Annotated in this window: 28 protein-coding genes and 2 tRNA genes; 4 read left to right on the forward strand and 26 right to left on the reverse strand. The window is 46.2% G+C overall.

All coding sequences use genetic code 11. The annotated features are described in order from the left end of the window. Nucleotides 1-174 precede the first annotated feature (174 nt). The gene (gene cfa, locus ACLJR2_RS07455) at nt 175-1,323 is read left to right on the forward strand and encodes a cyclopropane fatty acyl phospholipid synthase (protein WP_000098879.1); all 1,149 of its coding nucleotides are present in this window, start codon (nt 175-177) and stop codon (nt 1,321-1,323) included. Between the two features lie 41 nt (nt 1,324-1,364). Here cfa and ACLJR2_RS07460 read toward each other — a convergent pair whose 3' ends face one another. Further along, entirely contained in the window at nt 1,365-2,006 is a 642-nt protein-coding gene (locus ACLJR2_RS07460) for a riboflavin synthase (RefSeq protein WP_000493971.1), read from the reverse strand. 216 nt (nt 2,007-2,222) lie between these two features. On the opposite strand from ACLJR2_RS07460, the gene mdtK reads away from it, so the two are divergent. From mdtK to ACLJR2_RS07475, 3 genes are all read left to right on the forward strand, one after another. Further along, nucleotides 2,223-3,596, forward strand: a complete 1,374-nt coding sequence (gene mdtK, locus ACLJR2_RS07465) for a multidrug efflux MATE transporter MdtK (protein WP_001175081.1) — start codon at nt 2,223-2,225, stop codon at nt 3,594-3,596. A gap of 151 nt (nt 3,597-3,747) precedes the next feature. Continuing rightward, a tRNA-Val gene (locus tag ACLJR2_RS07470) sits at nt 3,748-3,824 on the forward strand. A gap of 10 nt (nt 3,825-3,834) precedes the next feature. Then, nucleotides 3,835-3,911 (forward strand) — tRNA-Val (locus tag ACLJR2_RS07475). 158 nt (nt 3,912-4,069) lie between these two features. Here ACLJR2_RS07475 and ssaU read toward each other — a convergent pair. The 25 genes from ssaU to sseB all read right to left on the reverse strand — a co-directional run bounded on the left by ssaU (nt 4,070) and on the right by sseB (nt 21,625). Continuing rightward, nucleotides 4,070-5,128, reverse strand: a complete 1,059-nt coding sequence (gene ssaU / locus ACLJR2_RS07480; protein WP_001291715.1) for an SPI-2 type III secretion system apparatus protein SsaU — start codon at nt 5,126-5,128, stop codon at nt 4,070-4,072. Beyond that, nucleotides 5,125-5,904, reverse strand: coding sequence for an SPI-2 type III secretion system apparatus protein SsaT (gene ssaT, locus ACLJR2_RS07485; RefSeq protein WP_000068760.1), 780 nt, complete (start codon nt 5,902-5,904; stop codon nt 5,125-5,127). Before ssaT ends, ssaU begins: the two co-directional genes overlap by 4 nt. Further along, on the reverse strand, nt 5,905-6,171 hold the full coding sequence (ssas, locus tag ACLJR2_RS07490; RefSeq protein ID WP_000999982.1) for an SPI-2 type III secretion system apparatus protein SsaS: 267 nt from the start codon (nt 6,169-6,171) through the stop codon (nt 5,905-5,907). It lies immediately after the preceding gene. Continuing rightward, nucleotides 6,168-6,815 carry an SPI-2 type III secretion system export apparatus protein SsaR gene (ssaR, locus tag ACLJR2_RS07495; protein ID WP_000056368.1) on the reverse strand — a complete coding sequence of 216 codons (648 nt, stop codon included), beginning with the start codon at nt 6,813-6,815 and terminating at the stop codon, nt 6,168-6,170. The genes ssas and ssaR overlap by 4 nt, the downstream gene beginning before the upstream one ends. Nucleotides 6,816-6,882: 67 nt before the next feature. Beyond that, on the reverse strand, nt 6,883-7,851 hold the full coding sequence (ssaQ, locus tag ACLJR2_RS07500; RefSeq protein WP_000944191.1) for an SPI-2 type III secretion system cytoplasmic ring protein SsaQ: 969 nt from the start codon (nt 7,849-7,851) through the stop codon (nt 6,883-6,885). Continuing rightward, complete coding sequence (ssaP, locus tag ACLJR2_RS07505) at nt 7,832-8,206, reverse strand: SPI-2 type III secretion system apparatus protein SsaP (protein ID WP_001223304.1); 375 nt, start codon at nt 8,204-8,206, stop codon at nt 7,832-7,834. The genes ssaQ and ssaP overlap by 20 nt, the downstream gene beginning before the upstream one ends. Then, nucleotides 8,187-8,564 (reverse strand): SPI-2 type III secretion system apparatus protein SsaO, encoded by a 378-nt coding sequence (gene ssaO, locus ACLJR2_RS07510; RefSeq protein WP_000449089.1) that lies wholly within the window; start codon nt 8,562-8,564, stop codon nt 8,187-8,189. Before ssaO ends, ssaP begins: the two co-directional genes overlap by 20 nt. Nucleotides 8,565-8,566: 2 nt before the next feature. After that, nucleotides 8,567-9,868, reverse strand: coding sequence for a SctN family type III secretion system ATPase SsaN (ssaN, locus tag ACLJR2_RS07515; RefSeq protein ID WP_000787212.1), 1,302 nt, complete (start codon nt 9,866-9,868; stop codon nt 8,567-8,569). After that, nucleotides 9,858-11,903, reverse strand: a complete 2,046-nt coding sequence (gene ssaV, locus ACLJR2_RS07520) for an SPI-2 type III secretion system apparatus protein SsaV (RefSeq protein ID WP_001258233.1) — start codon at nt 11,901-11,903, stop codon at nt 9,858-9,860. Before ssaV ends, ssaN begins: the two co-directional genes overlap by 11 nt. Next, nucleotides 11,888-12,256: an SPI-2 type III secretion system apparatus protein SsaM gene (ssaM, locus tag ACLJR2_RS07525; RefSeq protein WP_000383704.1), complete on the reverse strand. Its 369-nt coding sequence runs from the start codon at nt 12,254-12,256 to the stop codon at nt 11,888-11,890. Before ssaM ends, ssaV begins: the two co-directional genes overlap by 16 nt. 57 nt (nt 12,257-12,313) lie before the next feature. Beyond that, nucleotides 12,314-13,330: an SPI-2 type III secretion system apparatus protein SsaL gene (gene ssaL, locus ACLJR2_RS07530; RefSeq protein ID WP_000238888.1), complete on the reverse strand. Its 1,017-nt coding sequence runs from the start codon at nt 13,328-13,330 to the stop codon at nt 12,314-12,316. Beyond that, nucleotides 13,296-13,970 carry an SPI-2 type III secretion system apparatus protein SsaK gene (gene ssaK, locus ACLJR2_RS07535; protein ID WP_000011204.1) on the reverse strand — a complete coding sequence of 225 codons (675 nt, stop codon included), beginning with the start codon at nt 13,968-13,970 and terminating at the stop codon, nt 13,296-13,298. Before ssaK ends, ssaL begins: the two co-directional genes overlap by 35 nt. Next, nucleotides 13,967-14,515 carry a type III secretion system domain-containing protein gene (locus ACLJR2_RS07540; RefSeq protein ID WP_001526945.1) on the reverse strand — a complete coding sequence of 183 codons (549 nt, stop codon included), beginning with the start codon at nt 14,513-14,515 and terminating at the stop codon, nt 13,967-13,969. Before ACLJR2_RS07540 ends, ssaK begins: the two co-directional genes overlap by 4 nt. Nucleotides 14,516-14,532: 17 nt before the next feature. Then, nucleotides 14,533-15,282 (reverse strand): SPI-2 type III secretion system apparatus lipoprotein SsaJ, encoded by a 750-nt coding sequence (ssaJ, locus tag ACLJR2_RS07545; protein ID WP_000862876.1) that lies wholly within the window; start codon nt 15,280-15,282, stop codon nt 14,533-14,535. Continuing rightward, on the reverse strand, nt 15,279-15,527 hold the full coding sequence (gene ssaI, locus ACLJR2_RS07550; protein WP_001574409.1) for a SctI family type III secretion system inner rod subunit SsaI: 249 nt from the start codon (nt 15,525-15,527) through the stop codon (nt 15,279-15,281). The genes ssaJ and ssaI overlap by 4 nt, the downstream gene beginning before the upstream one ends. Before the next feature lie 11 nt (nt 15,528-15,538). After that, nucleotides 15,539-15,829 carry an EscG/YscG/SsaH family type III secretion system needle protein co-chaperone gene (locus ACLJR2_RS07555; protein ID WP_000444713.1) on the reverse strand — a complete coding sequence of 97 codons (291 nt, stop codon included), beginning with the start codon at nt 15,827-15,829 and terminating at the stop codon, nt 15,539-15,541. After that, nucleotides 15,807-16,022: a type III secretion system needle filament protein SsaG gene (gene ssaG, locus ACLJR2_RS07560; protein ID WP_000350226.1), complete on the reverse strand. Its 216-nt coding sequence runs from the start codon at nt 16,020-16,022 to the stop codon at nt 15,807-15,809. Before ssaG ends, ACLJR2_RS07555 begins: the two co-directional genes overlap by 23 nt. A 93-nt stretch (nt 16,023-16,115) precedes the next feature. Beyond that, nucleotides 16,116-16,805 (reverse strand): pathogenicity island 2 effector protein SseG, encoded by a 690-nt coding sequence (sseG, locus tag ACLJR2_RS07565; protein ID WP_000805840.1) that lies wholly within the window; start codon nt 16,803-16,805, stop codon nt 16,116-16,118. Beyond that, a complete protein-coding gene (sseF, locus tag ACLJR2_RS07570; RefSeq protein ID WP_000690706.1) occupies nt 16,802-17,584 on the reverse strand; it encodes a type III secretion systems effector SseF in 783 nt (260 codons plus the stop codon). Before sseF ends, sseG begins: the two co-directional genes overlap by 4 nt. Nucleotides 17,585-17,599: 15 nt before the next feature. Next, nucleotides 17,600-18,034, reverse strand: coding sequence for a SycD/LcrH family type III secretion system chaperone SscB (gene sscB, locus ACLJR2_RS07575; protein ID WP_000979965.1), 435 nt, complete (start codon nt 18,032-18,034; stop codon nt 17,600-17,602). A gap of 51 nt (nt 18,035-18,085) precedes the next feature. Next, entirely contained in the window at nt 18,086-18,502 is a 417-nt protein-coding gene (gene sseE, locus ACLJR2_RS07580) for an LcrR family type III secretion system chaperone SseE (protein WP_000249606.1), read from the reverse strand. Nucleotides 18,503-18,504: 2 nt separating this feature from the next. Next, nucleotides 18,505-19,092, reverse strand: a complete 588-nt coding sequence (gene sseD / locus ACLJR2_RS07585; RefSeq protein WP_000388317.1) for an SPI-2 type III secretion system translocon protein SseD — start codon at nt 19,090-19,092, stop codon at nt 18,505-18,507. A 15-nt stretch (nt 19,093-19,107) separates the two neighbouring features. Further along, the gene (locus tag ACLJR2_RS07590) at nt 19,108-20,562 is read right to left on the reverse strand and encodes a type III secretion system translocon protein (RefSeq protein WP_001534764.1); all 1,455 of its coding nucleotides are present in this window, start codon (nt 20,560-20,562) and stop codon (nt 19,108-19,110) included. A 2-nt stretch (nt 20,563-20,564) separates the two neighbouring features. Next, nucleotides 20,565-21,038 carry a SycD/LcrH family type III secretion system chaperone SscA gene (gene sscA / locus ACLJR2_RS07595; RefSeq protein ID WP_000711027.1) on the reverse strand — a complete coding sequence of 158 codons (474 nt, stop codon included), beginning with the start codon at nt 21,036-21,038 and terminating at the stop codon, nt 20,565-20,567. Beyond that, nucleotides 21,035-21,625, reverse strand: coding sequence for an SPI-2 type III secretion system translocon protein SseB (sseB, locus tag ACLJR2_RS07600; protein WP_000094430.1), 591 nt, complete (start codon nt 21,623-21,625; stop codon nt 21,035-21,037). Before sseB ends, sscA begins: the two co-directional genes overlap by 4 nt.

Below are 21,625 nucleotides of genomic sequence, written 5' to 3' on the forward strand. Positions count from 1 at the left end.
GGAACCGGAGCGTTCCCGATTCACCATGGATGGCCTTTTCGGCAAGGGTTCCTCCCTTCCTCTGTTCTACGTCGGATAACTGGCTCACGGAATTGCCCGTGGGATTTCTCACAAAGCCAAAAAAGCGTCTACGCTGTTTTAAGGTTCTGATCACCGTTCAGTGATGGAGAAGCTATGAGTTCATCGTGTATAGAAGAAGTCAGCGTACCGGATGATAACTGGTACCGAATCGCCAACGAATTGTTAAGTCGCGCGGATATTACAATTAATGGTTCCGCCCCGTCTGACATTCGTGTTAAGAATCCCGATTTTTTTAAACGCGTCCTTCAGGAAGGATCGTTGGGGTTAGGTGAGAGTTACATGGATGGCTGGTGGGAATGCGAGCGTCTGGATATTTTCTTCAGCAAAGTCTTACGTGCCGGTCTTGAAAATCAACTCCCCCACCATGTTAAAGATACGCTCCGTATCCTCGGCGCGCGTCTGATTAATCTACAAAGTAAAAAACGCGCCTGGATTGTCGGCAAGGAACATTACGATCTTGGTAATGACCTTTTTTCCCGTATGCTCGATCCCTATATGCAATATTCTTGCGCCTACTGGAAAGATGCCGATACGCTGGAAGCGGCACAGCAAGCCAAGCTGAAATTAATTTGCGAAAAGCTACAGCTACAACCGGGGATGCGTGTGCTGGATATCGGCTGCGGCTGGGGCGGTCTGTCGCAATATATGGCGACCCATTATGGCGTTAGCGTGGTGGGCGTAACGATCTCCGCTGAACAACAAAAAATGGCGCAGACGCGTTGCGAAGGTCTGGATGTCTCCATTCTCCTGGAAGATTATCGCGACCTTAACGATCAGTTTGACCGAATCGTCTCCGTCGGTATGTTCGAACATGTCGGGCCAAAAAACTACAACACCTATTTTGAGGTCGTTGACAGGAATTTAAAACCGGATGGTCTTTTCCTGCTCCATACTATTGGTTCTAAAAAAACCGATCATAATGTCGATCCGTGGATCAATAAGTATATTTTCCCCAACGGTTGTTTGCCGTCTGTTCGTCAAATCGCCGAGGCCAGCGAATCACACTTTGTAATGGAAGACTGGCATAACTTTGGCGCCGACTATGACACGACTCTGATGGCGTGGCATGAGCGCTTTATCAATGCCTGGCCAGAGATTGCGGGCAATTATAACGAGCGCTTTAAACGTATGTTCAGCTATTATCTCAACGCCTGCGCGGGTGCGTTTCGCGCGCGTGATATCCAGCTTTGGCAGGTGGTATTTACGCGCGGCGTTGAAAACGGACTGCGCGTTCCTCGCTAATCATCTCCCCCGCATTTCATGCGGGGGAATCTTATTTTCCGTTAGCCAATGTCGGCCTGATTTCTGACCGCATTTTCTCGCGCAGCCAGTACGCGTTCTACGGTATCGACAACCGCCTGCGTTTGCGGATCGATCTCGATATTCACACGCTCACCCAGTTTTTTTCTGCCAAGCGTAGTACGTTCCAGCGTTTCCGGAATGAGATGCACGCAGAAGCGCGTTGGCGTTACCTCGCCGACGGTCAAACTGATGCCGTCGACGCCGATAAAGCCCTTGTACAGGATATACTTCATCAGGGACGCATCCTGCACTTTAAACCACACCTGATGGTTATTTTCGGAGGTCAGGATTTTCGCGATCTCCGCCGTCGTAATAATATGCCCCGACATCAGATGTCCACCGATTTCATCGCTGAATTTGGCGGCGCGCTCTACGTTGACCTCATCACCTACCCTCAACGCGCCCAGATTGGTGATGCGCAACGTTTCTTTCATCAGATCAAAGCTTATCTGGTTGCCGTTTATTTCAGTCACCGTCAAACAGCATCCGTTATGCGCTACCGACGCCCCCGTCTCCAGCCCCTCCAGCATGTAGTCCGGTAACGTCACCACATGGGTGCGAAAGTTGGGTTTTTCATCAATCGATACCAGTTTCGCGGTACCCTGTACGATCCCCGTAAACATATCTTCAACTCCTGAAATAAATAAAAGCAGAACTGTTCAGCACAATAGCAGGTGGAAAAACAGCTTGCCAGCAATGCGCCGTTAACAACTGTTTTTTCGCTGGAGAAATAGTAATACCCCGCTACAATAGACTGAAATTTCCCCTGCTATTTCTTTTGGCTGCCACTACGGCGGCTTTTTAGTCTTTCATATAACAACAAAATAAAAGGTGAATACGTGCAGAAGTATACCAGTGAAGCGCGTCAGTTATTAGCGTTAGCGATACCGGTGATCCTTGCGCAAGTGGCACAGACCGCAATGGGATTCGTCGATACCGTCATGGCAGGAGGCTATAGCGCTACGGACATGGCTGCCGTCGCTATCGGCACCTCTATCTGGCTTCCCGCCATTTTGTTTGGTCACGGCTTACTGCTGGCCTTGACGCCTGTGATTGCGCAACTCAATGGCTCCGGCCGTCGTGAGCGTATCGCGCATCAGGTTCGACAAGGGTTCTGGCTGGCGGGCTTTGTCTCCGTGCTGGTGATGATCGTCCTGTGGAATGCCGGATACATTATCCGCTCTATGCATAATATTGATCCGGCGCTGGCCGATAAAGCCGTGGGTTATCTTCGCGCTCTACTGTGGGGCGCGCCAGGATACCTTTTCTTTCAGGTAGCGCGAAACCAGTGCGAAGGTCTGGCCAAAACCAAACCGGGTATGGTGATGGGATTTTTGGGCCTGCTGGTGAATATTCCGGTGAACTATATTTTTATCTATGGTCATTTTGGTATGCCTGAACTCGGCGGTATCGGCTGCGGCGTTGCAACCGCGGCGGTCTATTGGGTGATGTTTATCGCCATGCTTTCTTACATTAAACACGCGCGTTCAATGCGTGATATTCGTAATGAAACAGGCTTTGGCAAACCCGATAGCGTCGTCATGAAGCGCCTGATTCAACTGGGGTTGCCGATTGCGCTGGCGCTGTTCTTTGAAGTGACGTTGTTTGCGGTCGTTGCGCTGCTGGTTTCGCCATTAGGTATTGTGGATGTCGCCGGTCATCAGATTGCGCTTAACTTTAGCTCGCTGATGTTCGTGCTGCCGATGTCGCTGGCTGCGGCGGTAACGATTCGAGTGGGTTATCGTCTGGGCCAGGGCTCAACGCTGGATGCGCAAACCGCAGCGCGTACCGGTTTAGGCGTCGGCATTTGTATGGCTGTGGTTACCGCTATTTTTACCGTTACTCTGCGTAAGCATATTGCTTTGCTCTACAATGACAACCCTGAGGTCGTGGCGCTTGCCGCGCAATTAATGCTGCTCGCTGCGGTTTACCAGATTTCCGACTCTATACAGGTTATCGGCAGCGGTATTCTGCGCGGTTATAAAGATACGCGTTCCATCTTTTTTATCACCTTTACCGCCTACTGGGTGTTAGGTTTACCCAGCGGTTATATCCTGGCGTTAACGGATCTGGTGGTGGATCGTATGGGACCGGCGGGCTTCTGGATGGGGTTCATCATCGGCCTGACCTCGGCGGCGGTGTTAATGATGCTACGGATGCGCTATCTACAACGTCAGCCGTCCGCCATCATTTTGCAGCGCGCTGCGCGATAATACGACGATAGCCGTCGCATGGCGGCTATTTTCTCGACATGTTGCATATTTCCACCGCAATCAGGTGATTTCAGGAAGAAAATTGCGATTTCCCTCTTGCCTCATTGCGGTTGTGACGCTAATATTCGTCCCCGTTGTCACCTACAACGTTGCGTTCATAGCTCAGTTGGTTAGAGCACCACCTTGACATGGTGGGGGTCGTTGGTTCGAGTCCAATTGAACGCACCATCATTTTAATGCGTCTGTAGCTCAGTTGGTTAGAGCACCACCTTGACATGGTGGGGGTCGATGGTTCGAGTCCATTCAGACGCACCAATCCATTATCTTGTTTAATTTTAAAATACGCTATCTGGTGCTTGTGCCAGGCTAAAAGCGATTATTTTCAGTCTCTCACCTTTATCGTCAAGCGCTGCTCTATACTGTATTACCCCTCTTAACCTTCGCAGTGGCCTGAAGAAGCATACCAAAAGCATTTATGGTGTTTCGGTAGAATGCGCATAATCTATCTTCATCACCATACGTAACAAGGCTGCAACGGGTTCAAATAACGTTTCAGGAATTTTATCTCCACGTTCCACTTCAAAAAATAATGAGCGGGCCAGCTCAACATTTTCAACAACGGGGATGCAGTTGCGTTCAGCGATGTTAACAATATAGTTAGCTTGAGCATCACTGCCTTTTTCCAGGACGCGTGGTATTGGCATATCGGTGGGATGATAGCCAAGACAAACCGCAATATGCGTTGGATTACGCACTACCGCAACAGATTGTTTAACAGATTGAGCTAAACTCCCACTTTGTATTTCACTCTGCATTTCCCGACGCCGTGTCTTCATTTGAGGGTCGCCCTCCAGATCTTTATGCTCTTGTTTTACGTCATCTTTACTCATTTTTAGATCTTTTCTAATCTTATAATATTGAAAAGAATAGTCCAGTATGCCAACGACGATATAAAAAGCCATCACCCCTACCCATAACCATTTTATTAAAGAAGAAACCACAAGCACGCCACAGGCTAACCCACAGTACGGTAGCGCCCGAAAAGTACTGGCATAATAATAAAAGAAAAAGGCAAAGATAAGAGATAACATGATAACTTTTAGGCTGGATTTACATAATTCTACTACGCTATGTAAAGAGAATATCTGCTTAAAATTACTTACCGGATTTATATGCTCGCTTTTAAAACCTATGGCCTTGCTGGCAATAACCACCCCCACCTGAAGAAACACGCTACCCACAGTAGCAACTATTACCCCAGCGCCCAGAAACAGCAGTGCAGAAGTCAGTGACTCTATTAAAGCATGACTCAATTGCGTTAATGCATAAGAAAATGGTTTATTTACTAATTGTAATGTGAAAGTTATTGACTCAATCAGTATCAAAATCATCTTTTCAGTAAAGAAATGAAAATACAAATAAAGCGCAATCAGCTGAAATAATGATGTTATTTCAATACTTTTGACAACCTGCCCTTCCTTACGGCCATCACGTAATTTCTTTTCTGTAGGCTGTTCTGTTTTCTCGCTCATACAGATGGAAACCAGTCTTTTAGATAAATATAAAATTTATCGCTTTCAACCAAATAGTGATGAAGAGCATAAGGGAATGAGATCAGGAGCGTCAGTAGAACCAATATACTTTTGAGCGGCATTGAGAAGAAAAACACATTCAATTGTTGTGCCGACCGATTTAAAAGACCTAAAGCCAGATCGGCTAATACCATACATATTATGGCAGGAAGAGAGAAGCTGATACATAATTGATAAAGCGTTCTCCACTCTGCCTGGATATATTTTAAAAATTGCTGGTCAAATAATAAAGTACGCCCTGGTGGTAAATATTGATATGACTCATACAGAATGTTTAATATAAACTCCATGCCGCCGCTTATAAAGAAAATAACACACAAGAACTGGCTGAAAAGCAAGCCAAAAAGTGAGGTTTCAGCTTCTATTGTAGAATTGAATATCGTACCCATTGTCGCGCCACGTAAAGTATCAAGCAGAAACCCCGCCATATCAACGGCCCAAAAGGGAACCGCCGCACAAAACCCAATTAAAAAACCAATAATAACCTCTCCGGTGACTAACCCTAACCAACTGTAATCTTTACCAATATGCATCATAATCTTCTGCTGGTAAATGATTGGTAATATGGGAAAGGTAAGTGACATAAGCACGCCATTACGTAAAAGAGCGGCCCCTAAACTGCCACTTTTTAATAGGGGAAGTAATAAAGAAAGGCTTAATGGTCGAATAAAAGCCACAGCCAATGCAATAAGCCACTCATTTACCTGTTGTGCCATTCAACCATGCTCTCCAATTCGTAACATTATCTGCCGGGTATAATTCAACAGGATACCGCTAAGCCATGGGTAGCTGACCATTAAGGTTATTGCAATTGCCAATAATTTAATCATGAACTGTAGCGTTTGGTCCTGTATTTGAGTCAAGGCCTGAACAAGGCTTACGATGACCCCAACTACCGATGCCACCAACACCACCGGCATAGACGTAAAAAGGACGATCCATAAAAGTTGCGTTACAAATTGCGTCAATTCAGAATCATTCATGAAAAGCTCTGTACCAATTGCGCCAGTGTCAGATCCCAACCGCCTGCCAGTAAAAATATTAGCAGCTTAAACGGTAATGAAATGGTCATTGGCGATACCATCATCATCCCCATAGCCAGCAGTATATTTGAAATAAGCAGGTCAATAGCCAGAAAGGGAAGATAAATAAGTAATCCAATCCGAAATGCCTGCGTCAACTGACTCACCGTAAATGCCGGAATTAATATGAGCAAAGAATCAGGTTTTATCTTTCTTTTTATGTCTTCAGGCCAGGTTCGTTTTATCAAACTCCGAAAATAATTGGCTTCCTTCTCTTCAGAGTTTTTTTGCAAAAACTGTCGATAAGGCGCTAATGCTTTACTGTCCCACTCAGACGTCCAGAAAGGAGCGCCAGCGACCTGAACCGGATGCCAGCGCTCTTTTACAGCTAATAGCGTCGGCCCCATAATGAATAAGGAAAGTACAAGCGCAAGGCCATACAGTGCGATATTTGGGGGAACTTGTTGAATACCCAGAGCATTTCGTAAAATCGAAAATACCACCGCCAGTTTAAGGAAAGAAGTTCCCATGACGATAATGAGAGGCAGTATTGAAAGCAGAAACAATATACCAATCAGTTGCAAAGGCGAATCGGGTAAAGACATACTGTATCTCTCATGACACGACCTGGAACGCTATTATATTGTTCGCATATTATTTTTCTTATCAGGTTTACGCTGTATTTTTGCAAAGATACCAACGTGTAATACGCACCATAAATTCATTGCCACAGGCAATCAACTCACCTTGCCCAATAATACGGTCATTTACTCTTATCGTCACCTCTGGCGCAAAACATCCACCTACAGGCAAAACGTCCCCCGTTTTAAGCTGTCGTAATTGTCCAATTTCCAGACTCGCACGTCCGATCTCAAAGAGCACCTGTTGTGGTATCTGCTCAAGTTCTACTGAAGATGTTCCGTCACTCTTTGACATTGGACTCCCTGACGCAAGTAGCGTTTCGATATCCTGGACTAATTCATCAAATTTCATCGTGTTATCCTCTGTCAGCAACACCCTCGCGTAGATCCCCCCAGGTAGTTGAATAGCAAAAAAACCGAGTCTGATGTCGCCAAAGCAATGAATCCGAACGCCCATGCCGATTTCGATAGACTCAAGTTCAATTAACGTAAGCTGGCACCAGCCTGAATATACAGGGACTACTACAGGAGGGGCAGGATAAATCTGTTGTCGCTCAGCAGAAAGCTCTCCGACTATATTGCGCAAAAAACCCGTTGGCCATGTAAAAATAATGCTATGGAACTCATGTTCTTCAACTGTCCATTTAATATGCAACGCTAGCTGATGTGGTAGATTACTGCAGGATGTTGGCGGTTCGTTCTGACAGAGGGTTGCATCACTGGCTTGCAATAACGGCGCCAGCCCCCATTCAGCTATTCCATATAGCAATTCAGGATCGATAGCCGATCGATTAGCGGTGCCAATTAGCCCTTCACACCAGCGCTGCCAGCATTGTTCTGCAATCCACACCCTACCCAGCTCATTATGATAATTTATGGTAAATAATGTCCCTTGCTGTACTGGATATTGTTGCATACTCAATGTCAGCTCACCAATGGTAGCGCCTTGCGTTGGAAGTATCTCCACCCACGGACGCTCTTCATTCGCTATTCTTAACATAGAATATCTCCAGGGAAATTATATACCCCATATGCAGCAACTGAGACTCCAGCCACTGCTTTAGCGCTTTCATCGAACGGTAAATTTCATGATGAGGGACATTGATTCTTAACTGAATTAGCCCCCCTGATTCACAGACTTCACACTCTACACCGTCAAGATAACCGCCACTAACACGATAACGTTGCGTGAAAACCACGTTCTTATTCAATGCTGCAGGAGGATTATTCTCACCAATGGGTAATGCCTGGTGCATGAGTTGTTCAAAGTCCATACGTTCCGCCTCCGCCTCGTTATCATCCTGATAAGACTGGCATGGCAACCCAAGACTTCCCTCAACTTTGGTAATACGCATCGCTTAATACCATAGTAATTTTTTCTTTCTTTTTCATAAGCGCATTAAAATTCTTCTGTAATTCGCTTCGCCGGGAGACAAGCTGCTGATACTGATTCTCTAACTGCTGCCGTTGCGTCAAAAAGCTCTGCGCCTGAGTGAATAACCCGGCCATTTGTTGTTTCTTATCCAACAATAAATGACAAGATAACGTACCTTGCCAGCCCATTAATTCTTTCAGTCTGGTAGACACTGCTAAAGCGCGCGTCTGGCAAATCTGCTGTTCCGTAATAATCGCCTGTTGCTGCTGATCAAGTACGGTAAGTTTGCCGCGTAATTGCTTTTCACGCCGCGCGATTATCTCCAGCAAAGTTTCCATGATCACTCGGTGAGTATTTGGTGTAATTTTTCTATGAGTAGCTCGGGTCCGCATACTTCATCCTTACTTTGTCGCAAAAATGTGCAAATATCCGGATAGGCATCAATGGCTTTGTCAGTATCAGTATCAACTCCTCGCTGGTATTCCCCAATGCGTATTAACAGTTCAACCTCCTGGTAAAGCGCCAGGCACCGTCGCAATATCGCCGCCAGTTGACGATGCTCATGGCTGGTAACGACTGGAAAAACGCGGCTGAGCGTTGCCAACACGTCAATGGCAGGATAATGCCCCCTCTCTGCAAGCCGCCGGGATAGCACAATATGTCCATCAAGTAGTGAACGGACTTCATCCGCCAACGGCTCATTCATATCATCGCCTTCCACCAGTACCGTATAAAATGCGGTAATACTGCCTTTTTCCCCCATTCCTGTACGTTCTAAAAGTCGTGGCAATGCACTAAATACGCCTGGCGGATATTCTCCAGAAACCGCGGTCTCTCCGGCGGCCAGAGCGATTTCCCGTGCGGCCCTGGCATAACGCGTCAGTGAGTCGGCAAGCAAGACGACTCGCTTTCCATTATCGCGAAAAAATTCTGTTATCGTGGTGGCCACAAACAGCGCCCTCACGCGCTCTAAGGCGGGTCTGTCAGAGGTTGCGACAACAATGACACAACGTTTTCGGGTCTCTTCAGACAGTGTAAAATCGATGAACTCGCGGACTTCTCGTCCACGTTCACCAATTAACACCAGAACATTGCAGTCTGCGTCTGGCGCATTACACAGCATCGCCAGAAGCGTGCTTTTCCCCACGCCAGGAGCAGAAAAAATCCCCACTCGTTGCCCTTCGCCACAGGTCGCAACGCTATCAATAGCGCGAATCCCCGTCATTAATGGTTGAGTGATAGGCTGTCGAACCATTGCGGGAGGAGGCATTGCATCATAGTCTTTCCAGCAGACGTCGGGCAGTTCGCGGCCATCAAGGGGACGACCAAAACCATCAATGACTCGCCCTAATAACGCTTCGCCCACGGGAACCTGATGGCGTCGCCTTAAGGCCATCACTTGCTGCCCGCAGTGAAGCCCGATAGTACTCGTAAAAGGAGATAGCAAAGCTTTGCTGCCATTAATCCCCACGACTTCAGCAAGTTCTTCTCCAGGCTTTATACAGCACAACTCGCCCATAAATACCCCAGGCAACCACGCATTTAACAACGTTGCGCTGACATCCTGAATGCGGCCCCATCGACAATAACCATCGGGGGGCGGATATTTCAGCCTCAGACGTTGCATCAATTCATTCTTCATTGTCCGCCAACTCCTCTTCGCTAAGGTCAATACTTTCTACCACTTGTATAAGGCTCTCCTCTCCTAATTCCTGCCATGACAAAATCGGTACGTCGAACAAGGTGGCTTCTGTAATTTTTCGCAAGAAACGTCGGGTGTCGACAGAAGTGACAATGAATAATTTGGCTGACTGCTTCAGCGCCTGCTCGATAAGTTGCAGGATCTGCGTCTTATGACGAGACGACAGCGCAGTATAGGTCCCCATTGCCGTCTGGCGAATGGATTCACGCACGAGGTTCTCAATACCTTCGCCGATCCGCAAAATCGGCAGCGGTTTTCCTTCCGGATTAAGACGACGCAGAATATGACGGCGAAGCGCGATACGGACATATTCTGTCAACATCAGGACATCTTTTTCACGTGGCGCCCAGTCAATTAAGGTGCCGAAAATAAGACGTAAATCTCTAATAGAAACCCGCTCTGATACAAGCCGTTGCAAAGTTTCAGCGATTTTATTAATGGGTAACTGGCGCTGAAGCTCTTTCACCAGCTCAGAGTAGTTTTTTTCCATCGCATTCATTAGATAACGCGTTTCCTGAACACCAATAAACTCTCCCATATGCCGAAGCAGGACACATTTTAATAAGGCAGAGATACGTTGGCTGCCCGCGAAAACGTCCAGTCCAAAACCTTGCGCCTTATGGGCCATGTCTTTTGTAAGCCAACAGATCTGCCCCATCCCGTTCGGTAACGTCTGGCTGTCACCCACGACACTAGCGTCCGCGCCTATCAATAAATAATCCGCCTGGGCGGGAATAGATAAACTAAATACGGGTTCCTGATATAGCAGTACCGTCAATTTTTCGGTGGGTTCAGGCAAAACCTCAATGTTCACCTCAGGGAGAGGGACGCCAGTATCCTCAAATAAAAACCATCTCATGGCGTCAATATCACGAATCAGGTCGGCAGAATGTAACGTCGGGGTAAGACGTAAGATTAGAGGACATGCGCCGGGAACCATACTATCTTTTTCCGGTGCTTCGACGCCATTTGCGGAAACCACAGACTTTTTGCGGCGAATGAGGATAATTGGCAATGCTAACAACGCTGAAAAGAAAGCGAGAGTGATAAAAGGAAAGCCAGGAATTAAAGCGAGGAGCATTAAAACCACAGCGGTTAATATGAGCGACTGAGGTTGTCTGGCAATTTGAGAACTCAACTCTGTCGCCAGGTTCTGGCGTTTCTCACCCGGCACACGGGTGACAATAATTCCCGCGCTAAGGGAAATCAGCAGCGATGGAATTTGCCCACATAAACCATCTCCGATTGACAGTACGCTATAAGTGTGAACAGCCTCACTCATCGACATATCATATTGCACGATAGCGATAATGATACCGCCGATAATGTTCACCAGAACAACAATAATACCGGCAATCGTATCGCCTTTAACGAATTTCATCGCACCGTCCATCGCACCGAGAAAGCGGCTTTCCTGCTGGACGTGCTGTCTTAATGTACGGGCATGGTCTGCATCGATAACTCCGGCACGCAAATCGCCATCGATACTCATTTGTTTGCCTGGCATCCCATCAAGCGAGAAACGTGCGCTAACTTCCGCCACCCTCTCGATACCTTTTGTAATGACAATAAACTGCACGATAGTAATGATGGTAAATACGACCAACCCAACGGTGAGATTTCCTCCTACGACAAACTTACCGAAAGCATCCACAATATTACCGGCGTTATGTTGTAACAGTACCAGCCGTGATGTGCTGATTGTGAGTGACAAACGATATAATGTAGTAATAAGTAATAAAGACGGAAATACCGATAAATCGAGAGGGTCACTAAGATAAATAGCAATTAAGAGCAGGATCACTGAAAACATAAGGTTGATAGTAATCAGGATATCAACCATCCAGGTCGGCAAAGGTAACAGCATCATCACAATAGCGATTAATAACACCGTCGCCAGAACCATATCCTGCCGACCCGCGCATACACTGAGCCACTGTTGCGCCCTGACTCCCTCACCTAACCATGAACGCATTGCGACTCCAGAAATTTTATTTGTCGATGATGTAATCGTAACCAGAGCTCGGCGGAGCTGGAAAGAGGTGGAGAACAACTCATTGCAAGCCCATCGCGCAACAAAAATAATCGTTGAGGAATACCCTGGAACGCTGCGGATTTCCAGTTAGCCAACGCTTTAAAAAGCAGTTCTTCGTCTAAGAAGGTTTGCTTGAGTATCTGACATAAGTGAATACGACCGTTATGATAGTTTAGATAGGTTTCATATTGTCCTTGCCGCCAGAACATATTGGTTGCTAAAGGCCGTTCAGCTAATCCTGCTAATTGAATAAAAAGCTGAATATTACGTTCAGTAATGAGATCCCAATCCATCCTGACGCCTCATGATGAGCCAGAAAGCCAATTTACCTAAATATTGAAAGCCAGGTATCAGAATAAAACCTGATTTATCTTTACTTCACGAAGCGTTTCGAGAATTTGTTCACGTTGATCTTCGTCGTTAAAACAGTTATCGGGTATCAGCATAAACTGCGCATCAAGTTGTTGGAGTAACCGATTGAACATCTTCGATGAAGAAACTATAGCGGTAAGTCTATCAAGCAACCAATCACTGAAAAGCCAGCGCTCACAAATAATATCGAGTAGTAGCGGCAGTAATGTATTAGGCGGCAACTGGCAAATCCACTCCTCACGCTGGCACTCTTTTTCAAGGCCAAGGAATAACAACAAACGACGCAAACGTACTAATGCTGCGGCCAAACGACTTTGCTCCGAAGGTTCGATGCATATGCTAAGTTCAAAGGCTATTGCTCTTAGCAAAATACGGACCCGTTCACAGCGATCCGGCCAGTCTGCCACGCGTCTGAACCACTGCGATAAGGGCATTTCATCGTTGTCTATCGCCTGTTGCATAAAACGCTTCAGCGAGGACAGCGTAGCGGTATCCACTTCGCCAAGTTCCAGTAAACTAAAAACGGCAAGTTCCCATCCCTCCTCCGCTGTAAGCGTATCCAGTTGCGATTGCAAAACGCGTTTTTTCTTTTTTGACAACCCGCCGGCAGTAAGCGCCATTGCAAGAGCGATAATTTGATACGCATTCTGTAAATCAGGATCACTATTCTCTTCGGTAAGCGGACGCAACGTTGCCCCATTATCCTCCTGTATTTGTTTTATCAAACGCAGCAAAGCCTGCTGTCTGCGCTCCAGTTTCTCAGCATCCGTGAATTTATAACTTTCGCGCAGTTTACCACTCAGCGCCATTCCTATTTCTTCCATCGTCTCATAGAGTGCTGCCCCCGTCGTTTCCTGTAACTCCTGGAGAGCTAACATTGAAGGCGAAATAACCTCTTGTTCCTCTATAACCTGACCAGGGGTAAATGCTGTAGGGGGCGTCATTTTTATCTCATTAATTTTAATATTCATCACTACCTCTTTTATCTTCACCATTACGTAACCATTTCAGTAACGCGTTGAAATGACGAGAAAGTGAAAATTCAACGGCATATCGTGTTGAGGAAAGTTCAGCCTGATCGGGAGAGAAACCAGGCTCGATAATCAACGTAAACCGCTTGCCAAAAGTTTCACGCATCAATGCCTCTTTTTCAGGATGAATACGCAAATAAAGCGCTCCCTCTTCCGCCATAGCCGTGGCCTGGCGTGCCAGACGATGGCACATAACACTGTCTACCGACTGTTGGTCGAACCAGGCCAACAGAACCTGTTCTATACTATTTTTAATATGATGCGCTGCTTGATCGACCAATGAACGAAATTGATTTTCATCGTCTTGTAAATGTTTTACATGCTGTTCCAGCCATTCCACTTCCATTTTTTCCAGCGTATTTTTACGCAACCACGCTAGTTCTTGTTGCTGCTCAACTTTCTGTTCACGCTGATAACGATAGGCATCTCGGATGATTTTTTCAGCCTTACGGTAAGCGGAGCTCACAATAGCATGTGAAACTCTCTTAGCTTGTTGCTCTTGTGCAAATAAAGTTAATTGTAATGTTATCCACTGTGACTCAATAATATTTCGAGCGGGTAGCTTATGGTTAATTTCCGTCAGAGGAAGTGAAGTAAAACTCATAGCAAATGCTCCATGAAGATAATCTCGGTAAGAGAAGTCTTCGGCCAAAGTATACGCTGCGGAGGGGGTAATAATACTAATAGCGCATGTAAAACCGCATCGTCATGCGCTTCCCGATTAAGAATGGCGGTACCGATCTGCAATGCAGTTTGTTGCATCACTTGCGGAGGAAGTAATTTGCCATCTCTTTGCCCCAACCAACCATATAGCTGCCAGATCTCATCCTCGCTAAACCACTGTAGAAGCAATTGCCGATACTCTGGTAGCATAAAATAGTCACTACACCTGAGTTTGAATAATCCCAGCCCAAAGGCAAATGCCGATATACGCGGCGCAAGACGAACCTGCCGTTTTTGCCTGTCATTTAAACAGGCTGGAATAACAGAGCTTCCTCTTAGTCTATTTAACGCTCTGTCAAGAAGACGATCCAACTCGGGCCGATCGCCATAACGCCAGCAGTTTGAAAGATGAAAGCCCAGCTTATCCAGCCATTCCGGTACAGCGTAACGAGCAGGTTGCCAGAAATAACGATAAAGTTGCAACACCTCGGGATCAGGTCGGCTCAAAAACGGCGTCTCAGGCAAAAATAGCCGATCAGGATGCCCACTCCTAATAACAGTCCTGTCAACGATAACATCAACTGATAAGGGTATTTCATCAACCACTTCACCACCTTCCCTTTATTGGCGTTGATAACGTCCATAATCCAGAATGTTTGTCTCGCGGGTACGTCAGCTACCATTCTGAATTCAGCAGGCTGCATCAAGATACTAATCTTACTGTATTGCAACCCAGGGATTGACATCTCTATTAAATCCTTAATTTTTACCCGAAAGGCCTCCATATTGACCTGTGGTGAATATTTTATAAATACGGCAACTGAGCTCGGAGAAGCGTTACTTCCCTCATCATAAGTCGGTAGCGCAATGGTCACTTTTGCATTAATCACGCCCTCCATCTGACTCAGCATTCCTTCAATTCTTTGTTCTTTTAAAAAATTAATCTTCTGCTGTTCTTCCTGGGGTGATACCACTAACTGATTAGCCGGAAACATCTTATCCGCCGTTGTAAACTGACGATGCGGATAACCGTTAAGTCTAAGTAGCTCAACCGCATTAATAAACTGCGACTGCTCGACACGTAAGGTAACACCGTCCTCTTCCTGTTTTTTTTCCGCATCAATATGATGCTGCATAAGTAATGCCAGCATTTGATTCGCCTCATCCTCTGGCAATGAGCGATAAAGATCCACATCACATGCCGTAAGAAAGAACGTAAGGACAGTAAGAAATACTATACGATGAACCTTCATGCCATGTTATCCAGCTTATTAAGCGCTTGCGATGCTGCGCCTGATATTCTGGCAAGATAATCGACGCCTACCGTTAACTGCATATAATCCATTTGTCTGGTCAACATAACCTGCGGTAATAAAGCACTGGCGTTACTGGTGGATGCTTCATCTTTCAGCAATTGTTCAAAAAAATTAATTTGCTCCTGGCTCGGTTCTGCAGAGGACTTTACATAAGATTGAGTGCTTACAGGCACTACGCTCATATCAGAAATATTCAATTTTCAAACCCCTCATTTGGTGCAGGAAATAACAGACGCAGCGCCATAGCCTCTGGCAAATCAATATCCGATAAAATTTTCGCGGCTTTTAGCGGCTCATTTAAACCCGCCAACAATAATGCCAGACATACCAACTGTAATTTTTTATCCGGAACAATAACCGTTAGCGCTGGTAACATCGCATGTACCTGGGAAATCAGGCTATGGTTAACGCCCGCAAACATGATTTCCAGCAGCAACCGTCGAACATCGTCGCTAATAACTTCAGATTTTAGCAATGATTCCACTAAGCATATCCTTGATCATTTTGATCAGTGAACTTTCGTAATTAATAAATGTAGAATACTGCTGTAAGGCAAATTGCGCTTTAATCATCGATTCTGGGTTGAGCAAATCATTACCATTCATTTTGTCATTAATGGCCTGGCCTGCCTGGTGCGCCATGTGGGAGAGCATATCCACTAATTGTGCAATATCCATAATGCTTTTCCTTAAAATAAAAACATCGTAAGGATACTGGCAACATAGCAAAATTTAGAAAGCAATGAACATCCGGTATATACCTGAAAACGATTACTCCGGCGCACGTTGTTCTGGCGTCACCTGAGCCAGCAAACGATATAATGGGCTGCTGACCTGCATACCGGTCATTGCCATCCCATCCATACCGAAGCGAGTAAAACCCATTAGTCCGTAGGTAATATCATTAAGACGTTCTAATAAATGAAGCTGTAGTCCCAAACTACCACTCCAGTATGAATGCGTCATTACCGTCGCGGTTAAGGCTAATCTACCGCCCAGGGAGACGGCTTTAGCAATCGCCATACTTTTGCGTTGATTGGCGAAACAATTAGCAATATAAAAAACGGCATTGCCTATACTGTCGTGAGCCATAGGCAAATGATGTTTATGATGGTAGATAAGACAGGCGACATCCGCGATGGCAATAGCAAGGCCAATTCCCGCCAGGGCTAAGAGCGGTGCGCCTCCACCACTTAGCACTGTTAATGCTATTCCAGCGGAACAGCATAAAATCTGTCCGCCCAAAATGACCGTTTGCCAACTAAAAATTTCTTTTGGAAAACACTCTATCACTCGTTTCGCAAGTCCGGCCAATAACCGCTCATTTCCTTGTTGAGGACCTACTCTACCACTCTCCATATTGGTTTCCGGATGTGGCAATGAGGGACATGGAGGTGATTCCTCAGGCGCGTTAACAGGACGTTGCCCTGCTACCTGAGCATTTGGGCTAACAGGTTTCATGGTTCTCCCCGAGATGTATGACCAGAACTGTCCATTAATGCAGGTGTAGTAGCAGATTGGCAGAGCGATGCCATTTGTTCCGCCAATAACGCACTGGGATCGGCATAAAGTTCATCAACAGAATTTTCCTGATCGTCGCCAGAGGGGCGGGCAAGGCAATAATCCAGTACCGCACCTATCGCCGTCAGGCTAACGGAGGTAATTACACTCCCCATGTCCAAAGAGGCCGCTATATTTTCAGCGGCGGGCAGTGGAAACTGTAGTTGTATAACCAACGAAGAAATAGCGATTCCTGAACGTATTAATAAAGAAAGACAATTAGCAAGGGTGTTAGCGCAGTTAAGACTTGCCCCACATTTTAAGGCCAGCGCACTGACCACAAGAGCAACGCTATCACTGGCGGTTTGTAACGGCTCCTTTTGCTGACATATCAATTGATAATTATGATACGCACAGCAAGCATCCCCAATAGCAATCACGAGCGCCGCCCCCGCAAGAATAGCAATGGGTAATCCTGCCCCGCCAGAAATTACCGCTGCAGCAACCGATAATCCAAACACGACTGTCGCACCCAGCGCACGAATAGTGTATTGCATAAAATGTATCGCATAATCCTTCTGCTGCCTTATTTGTTCAGGCGTAAGCAGCACTGGGGCTGCGGGGGTGCCAGGGGCTGGAATTTCAGGGGGAGGAAACGATGCCTCCTTCGCTTGTATATCGGAAGGAGGACTATTACCATCGACTATATTACTTGCCGCTGACGGAATATGAATTTTCATATTTCGTTCTGTTATTTAAGCAATAAGAGTATCAACCATTATTTGCGCATTCTGGCGAATCTCACTCCATGAGGCATCCGCATAACTCATCTTGATTGCGGTTTGAAAAGCCTCTCTCGCCAACCCGGGTTCCCCCATCATTTTGAGACAGACGCCCGTTTGGTAAACCGGTTCTGGATGGCTGGCATCCAGCATCAAGGCATGTCCATAGAAATTAATGGCCGTCGTGTATTCTTTAAGCATCATCCAGGTGCTAGCCAATGCAATATGGGCACGCCAACTCCATGGCTGGGCCATCACCAGCCAACTAAAATCGATTACGGCGCGCGAATAATCCCCCTCCTGCCATGAGGCGTAACCACTGGCATAAACGGTTTCCGGATCAACGGATAATAGCTGTTTCAGAATGTCTTCGGGTATTTTATTTTTCTGATCTTCTTTCATCATCATACCTATTGATTGTTATTTTCACGTGATAATGATTTACGTCAGGAAGGTCATTTAAAAACGTCGCTGGATAAGATGCTCGGCGGATAAAACTGTCCAGTTATCGCCATCAAGCTGTGTAAAGGTCGCTCCCATTACTGTCAGGATGCGCAATAATTTCCTGCGTAGCATGGCTTTTTTTTCATCCAGAACGTCGGTGATTATCAACATCTTTAAACATGTTAACTGCGGGTGATGCACAAATATCCCGCGTAAAAGTCCCAGTAAGTGAAACAATTGCTGTGGTCGAGGTTGCCCGGGCGTCAGGCGCCTGAACTCACAAATAATCATTTCTTTTGCCTCAATACGATAGATCACCAGGTAAGGCGATAATATAAACTGCTGCCCAAGTAATATGGCGGTCTCCCCTAAATATGCAGGCTCAGTAAACACCTGATGCCGACGCAACCATTGCTCTATTTCTTGCACCATGTTTACCTCGTTAATGCCCGGAGTATTTCAGCAAGAACCGCGACCAGTGACGACCCCACGCCCATGATTTGTTGCATAATTTCAGTTGCTTTCTCCATAATTTCCGTCAGGGATTTATTATAAGATTGGGCCCCATTTTGTTGCAGGTCGGCAATCGCTTTATCCTGATCACTTTGACGTTGCGCTACACCAGCCCCCAGGCCCATGACGCCCCCAGCTGTGTGGCCTACGGCTTGACCCGCTATAAGACCGGTTTCCCCGCCTACAGCCCCTAATCCTATCGTCAGCACGCCCGACAATATTGCGCCACCCGCAGTAATCATTGATGCTCTAAACGCTTCATCAATTGTTTTCATTTGCGTCTGTAAAACATTGACTTGCAGTTCCCAGCCCAGCCGTTGTTTTACTACGTTATAGCTGCGCATGATATCGCGCAACTTTTTGGCAAGCTCCATTAGCTTCGTCCAGATATCATCAAATAACAGAAGCATTGATTCAGTACCCATTCCCTCCCCGGAGGGAGCTTGACTGGAAGAAGGCGTTAACAAGGAAGGTGCTGGTAATACCAGTGCTACGTTACTCGCTTCCATATTTTTATCCTCAGATTAAGCGCGACAGCCAGCTATTCTCGCCTGAACGCTACTATAGTGATCAATGGTATCTAATACATCTCTAAGCGCGGCACCGCTACTCTTATAAAGCTCCTCTAAGCGTTTTTGTTCTATCTTTTTTTGGTCTTCCGTTTGTTGCATTATGAAATCCAGAAACCGTTGCTGAGTTATTAATTGCTCTATTTTCTTTTCGAGCTTCGCTTTTTCTGTGTTAACCATGCCAGTATTCATCTGACTGGCGCCCTCGGTTGCACATCTGATAGCCTGTAAGCCTTTAAATGAACAATCACTCAGTAAGGCATACAGGATTTTTTTGAACATATTCCAGAGAACTTTATTACGAAAATTTTTTAACAGAAACTTTCCCCCTTCTTGCGCACATTTTTCCAGGGCTTCTTTTGCCGCTTCTTTTGCCATGGCTTTCACCCCCTCTTTCGTAAAACTTTTTCCCGCATTTTTTGTCATATTATTTTCTACCTTACGAGAAAACTCAGCAGACTCCTCTTCCATCTCGCCCGGCGAAACCATTTCACGTTCAATCGCCTCAAATTGTTTGGAAAACTTTTCGCTCACCTCTTCGCCAAACTTTTCAGCCAACTCCTCTATTTCTGCTTCCCCTGCACCAACCATACGCTCAACCATTTCTTCGCCTAAGCCGGAGTCAAGCACTTTTGCAGCTGCGCCAGATAAGCCTCTCGTCGCCATAAAAGCACGACCAATCTGGAAAACATCCAGTGCCATCGCGACGACTTCACAACCAACTTGAATTTTACTTGCCACGTCAATAATCGCCTGACAGGTATCGTGGTCAGCACCGCACATCATTGCCGTTTCGGCTCCGGCTTTAACCATTCCTGCACAACCTGCGGCTATATAAGCTACGCCGCTAGCCATTTCTGCGGGATTACCGGACAGAAAACCTTCCACAACTTTTAAGGCGCCAATCACGGTTTCAAATATGCCAGTAAGCCAGTCAAAAATAGCGCCAAAAATGCCCGCTTTACGCGCTTTATCCTCCTGCTCTATCGCTTTCTGGATCTGCTCCTGATACTCCTTTACCTGCTTATTACGCAATGCATTTTGCACCTCAGTTGCCCGCTCAAGCTGTTGACATAACGATTGAGCGTTATTACCAAAGACGTTGAGTATTAATGACGTCATCATCATTGATAAAACAGTGGGATTGATATGCAAAAAGTCAGGCAATGATGGACGCTTATCATTTCCGGGTACGGCATCAAGCAGTTGCTTCAACGCATTGCTTGCCTCCTGAAGACTAATTTTCCCTGATAGCAGAGACATGGCGTTGCCATCGCCAAAAGTAGAATTCACACGATGCTGGCGCGTTCCCAGCGAACCCGAGGAAACGCAACTGACATTGCTTAAGTGATGATGTGTTAAGGCGGTTACTCCTGCGGCGCTATCGCTATTACTGTGAATTCGATTCATTTTTAGCTCCTGTCAGAAAGTTGCTGTAACATCTTTTCTGCACGCAATCGGAGGATTTGATGTTCACTGACCTCGCCGCAAATACGCACCACGGCCTTTAACGCTTTTATTGCATAACAAACGTTATCACACGCGAGGTAGCATTCCGCTGCGGCCCATGGCACCTGCGGCGCATCAATCTTAATTTGTGCCGCGCGTCCATAAGCGTATATCGCTTCCCCCCAATGTTTTTGAGCCTGGCAGCATTCCCCTAACCGAAACCAATAGTCAAATGACCAGGCATCATATATCGTCAACAATTGAAAAAGTCGCGCTGCGCCGGCGAACTCTTTTACCTCCATAAGCTGCATGGCATAGCGATACAGAGTATTAAGCGGCTGTGTAACATCGTCATCCAACAACATACGCAGCGAGCCGCCACGCCGGAAAAACCGCATCGTGTCATGTGCCTGTTGTAGGGTCGGGTCTTTTTTCATGAGTACGTTTTCTGCGCTATCATACTGGAAATCTCCCCCCACTTACTGATAAGCCCCGTCAGTTGGGTAAGGACAGCGTTAAGCTCCTGAGACATTTTTTGAATTATTATCTGCCCCTGACTCATAAGATCGGTATTCCGGTTGGCATCGTTATCCAAAGCCGCTTTGACCGCCTGTAGACCACCTTTATCCAGCTTCCCATGATCGCCATATTTAGCCATATATTCATCAATGGTCAGACCATCGATGAGAATACCATTATCACGCATGTATTTAATTACATCCTCAGGTACCTCCTCTTTGGTTTTAGCATCCCCTTTGGCTGCTTTAGCAATCACCTCATCCATCTCATTTGACTTTTCCTGGGTATTTCTGGCACGTTCAGCGTTCTTCTGGACTTCAATAAATTTATCGTTTGCAATAGCCTGAATAACCATAAGGAGAATAAGCAAAACACCATACCCTTCGGCAAACGGATTTTGCTGGGATAAGTCATCCTGCCCCCCGGTATCAGTGTTGCTAACGCCGAAACTATTTTTAAACACAATAGGGTTTTGACTTCCCCATAAGATGTTTCCTGAAGACAT

The sequence above is a fragment of the Salmonella sp. SAL03688 genome (assembly GCF_046551895.1).
Taxonomy (GTDB): domain Bacteria; phylum Pseudomonadota; class Gammaproteobacteria; order Enterobacterales; family Enterobacteriaceae; genus Salmonella; species Salmonella enterica.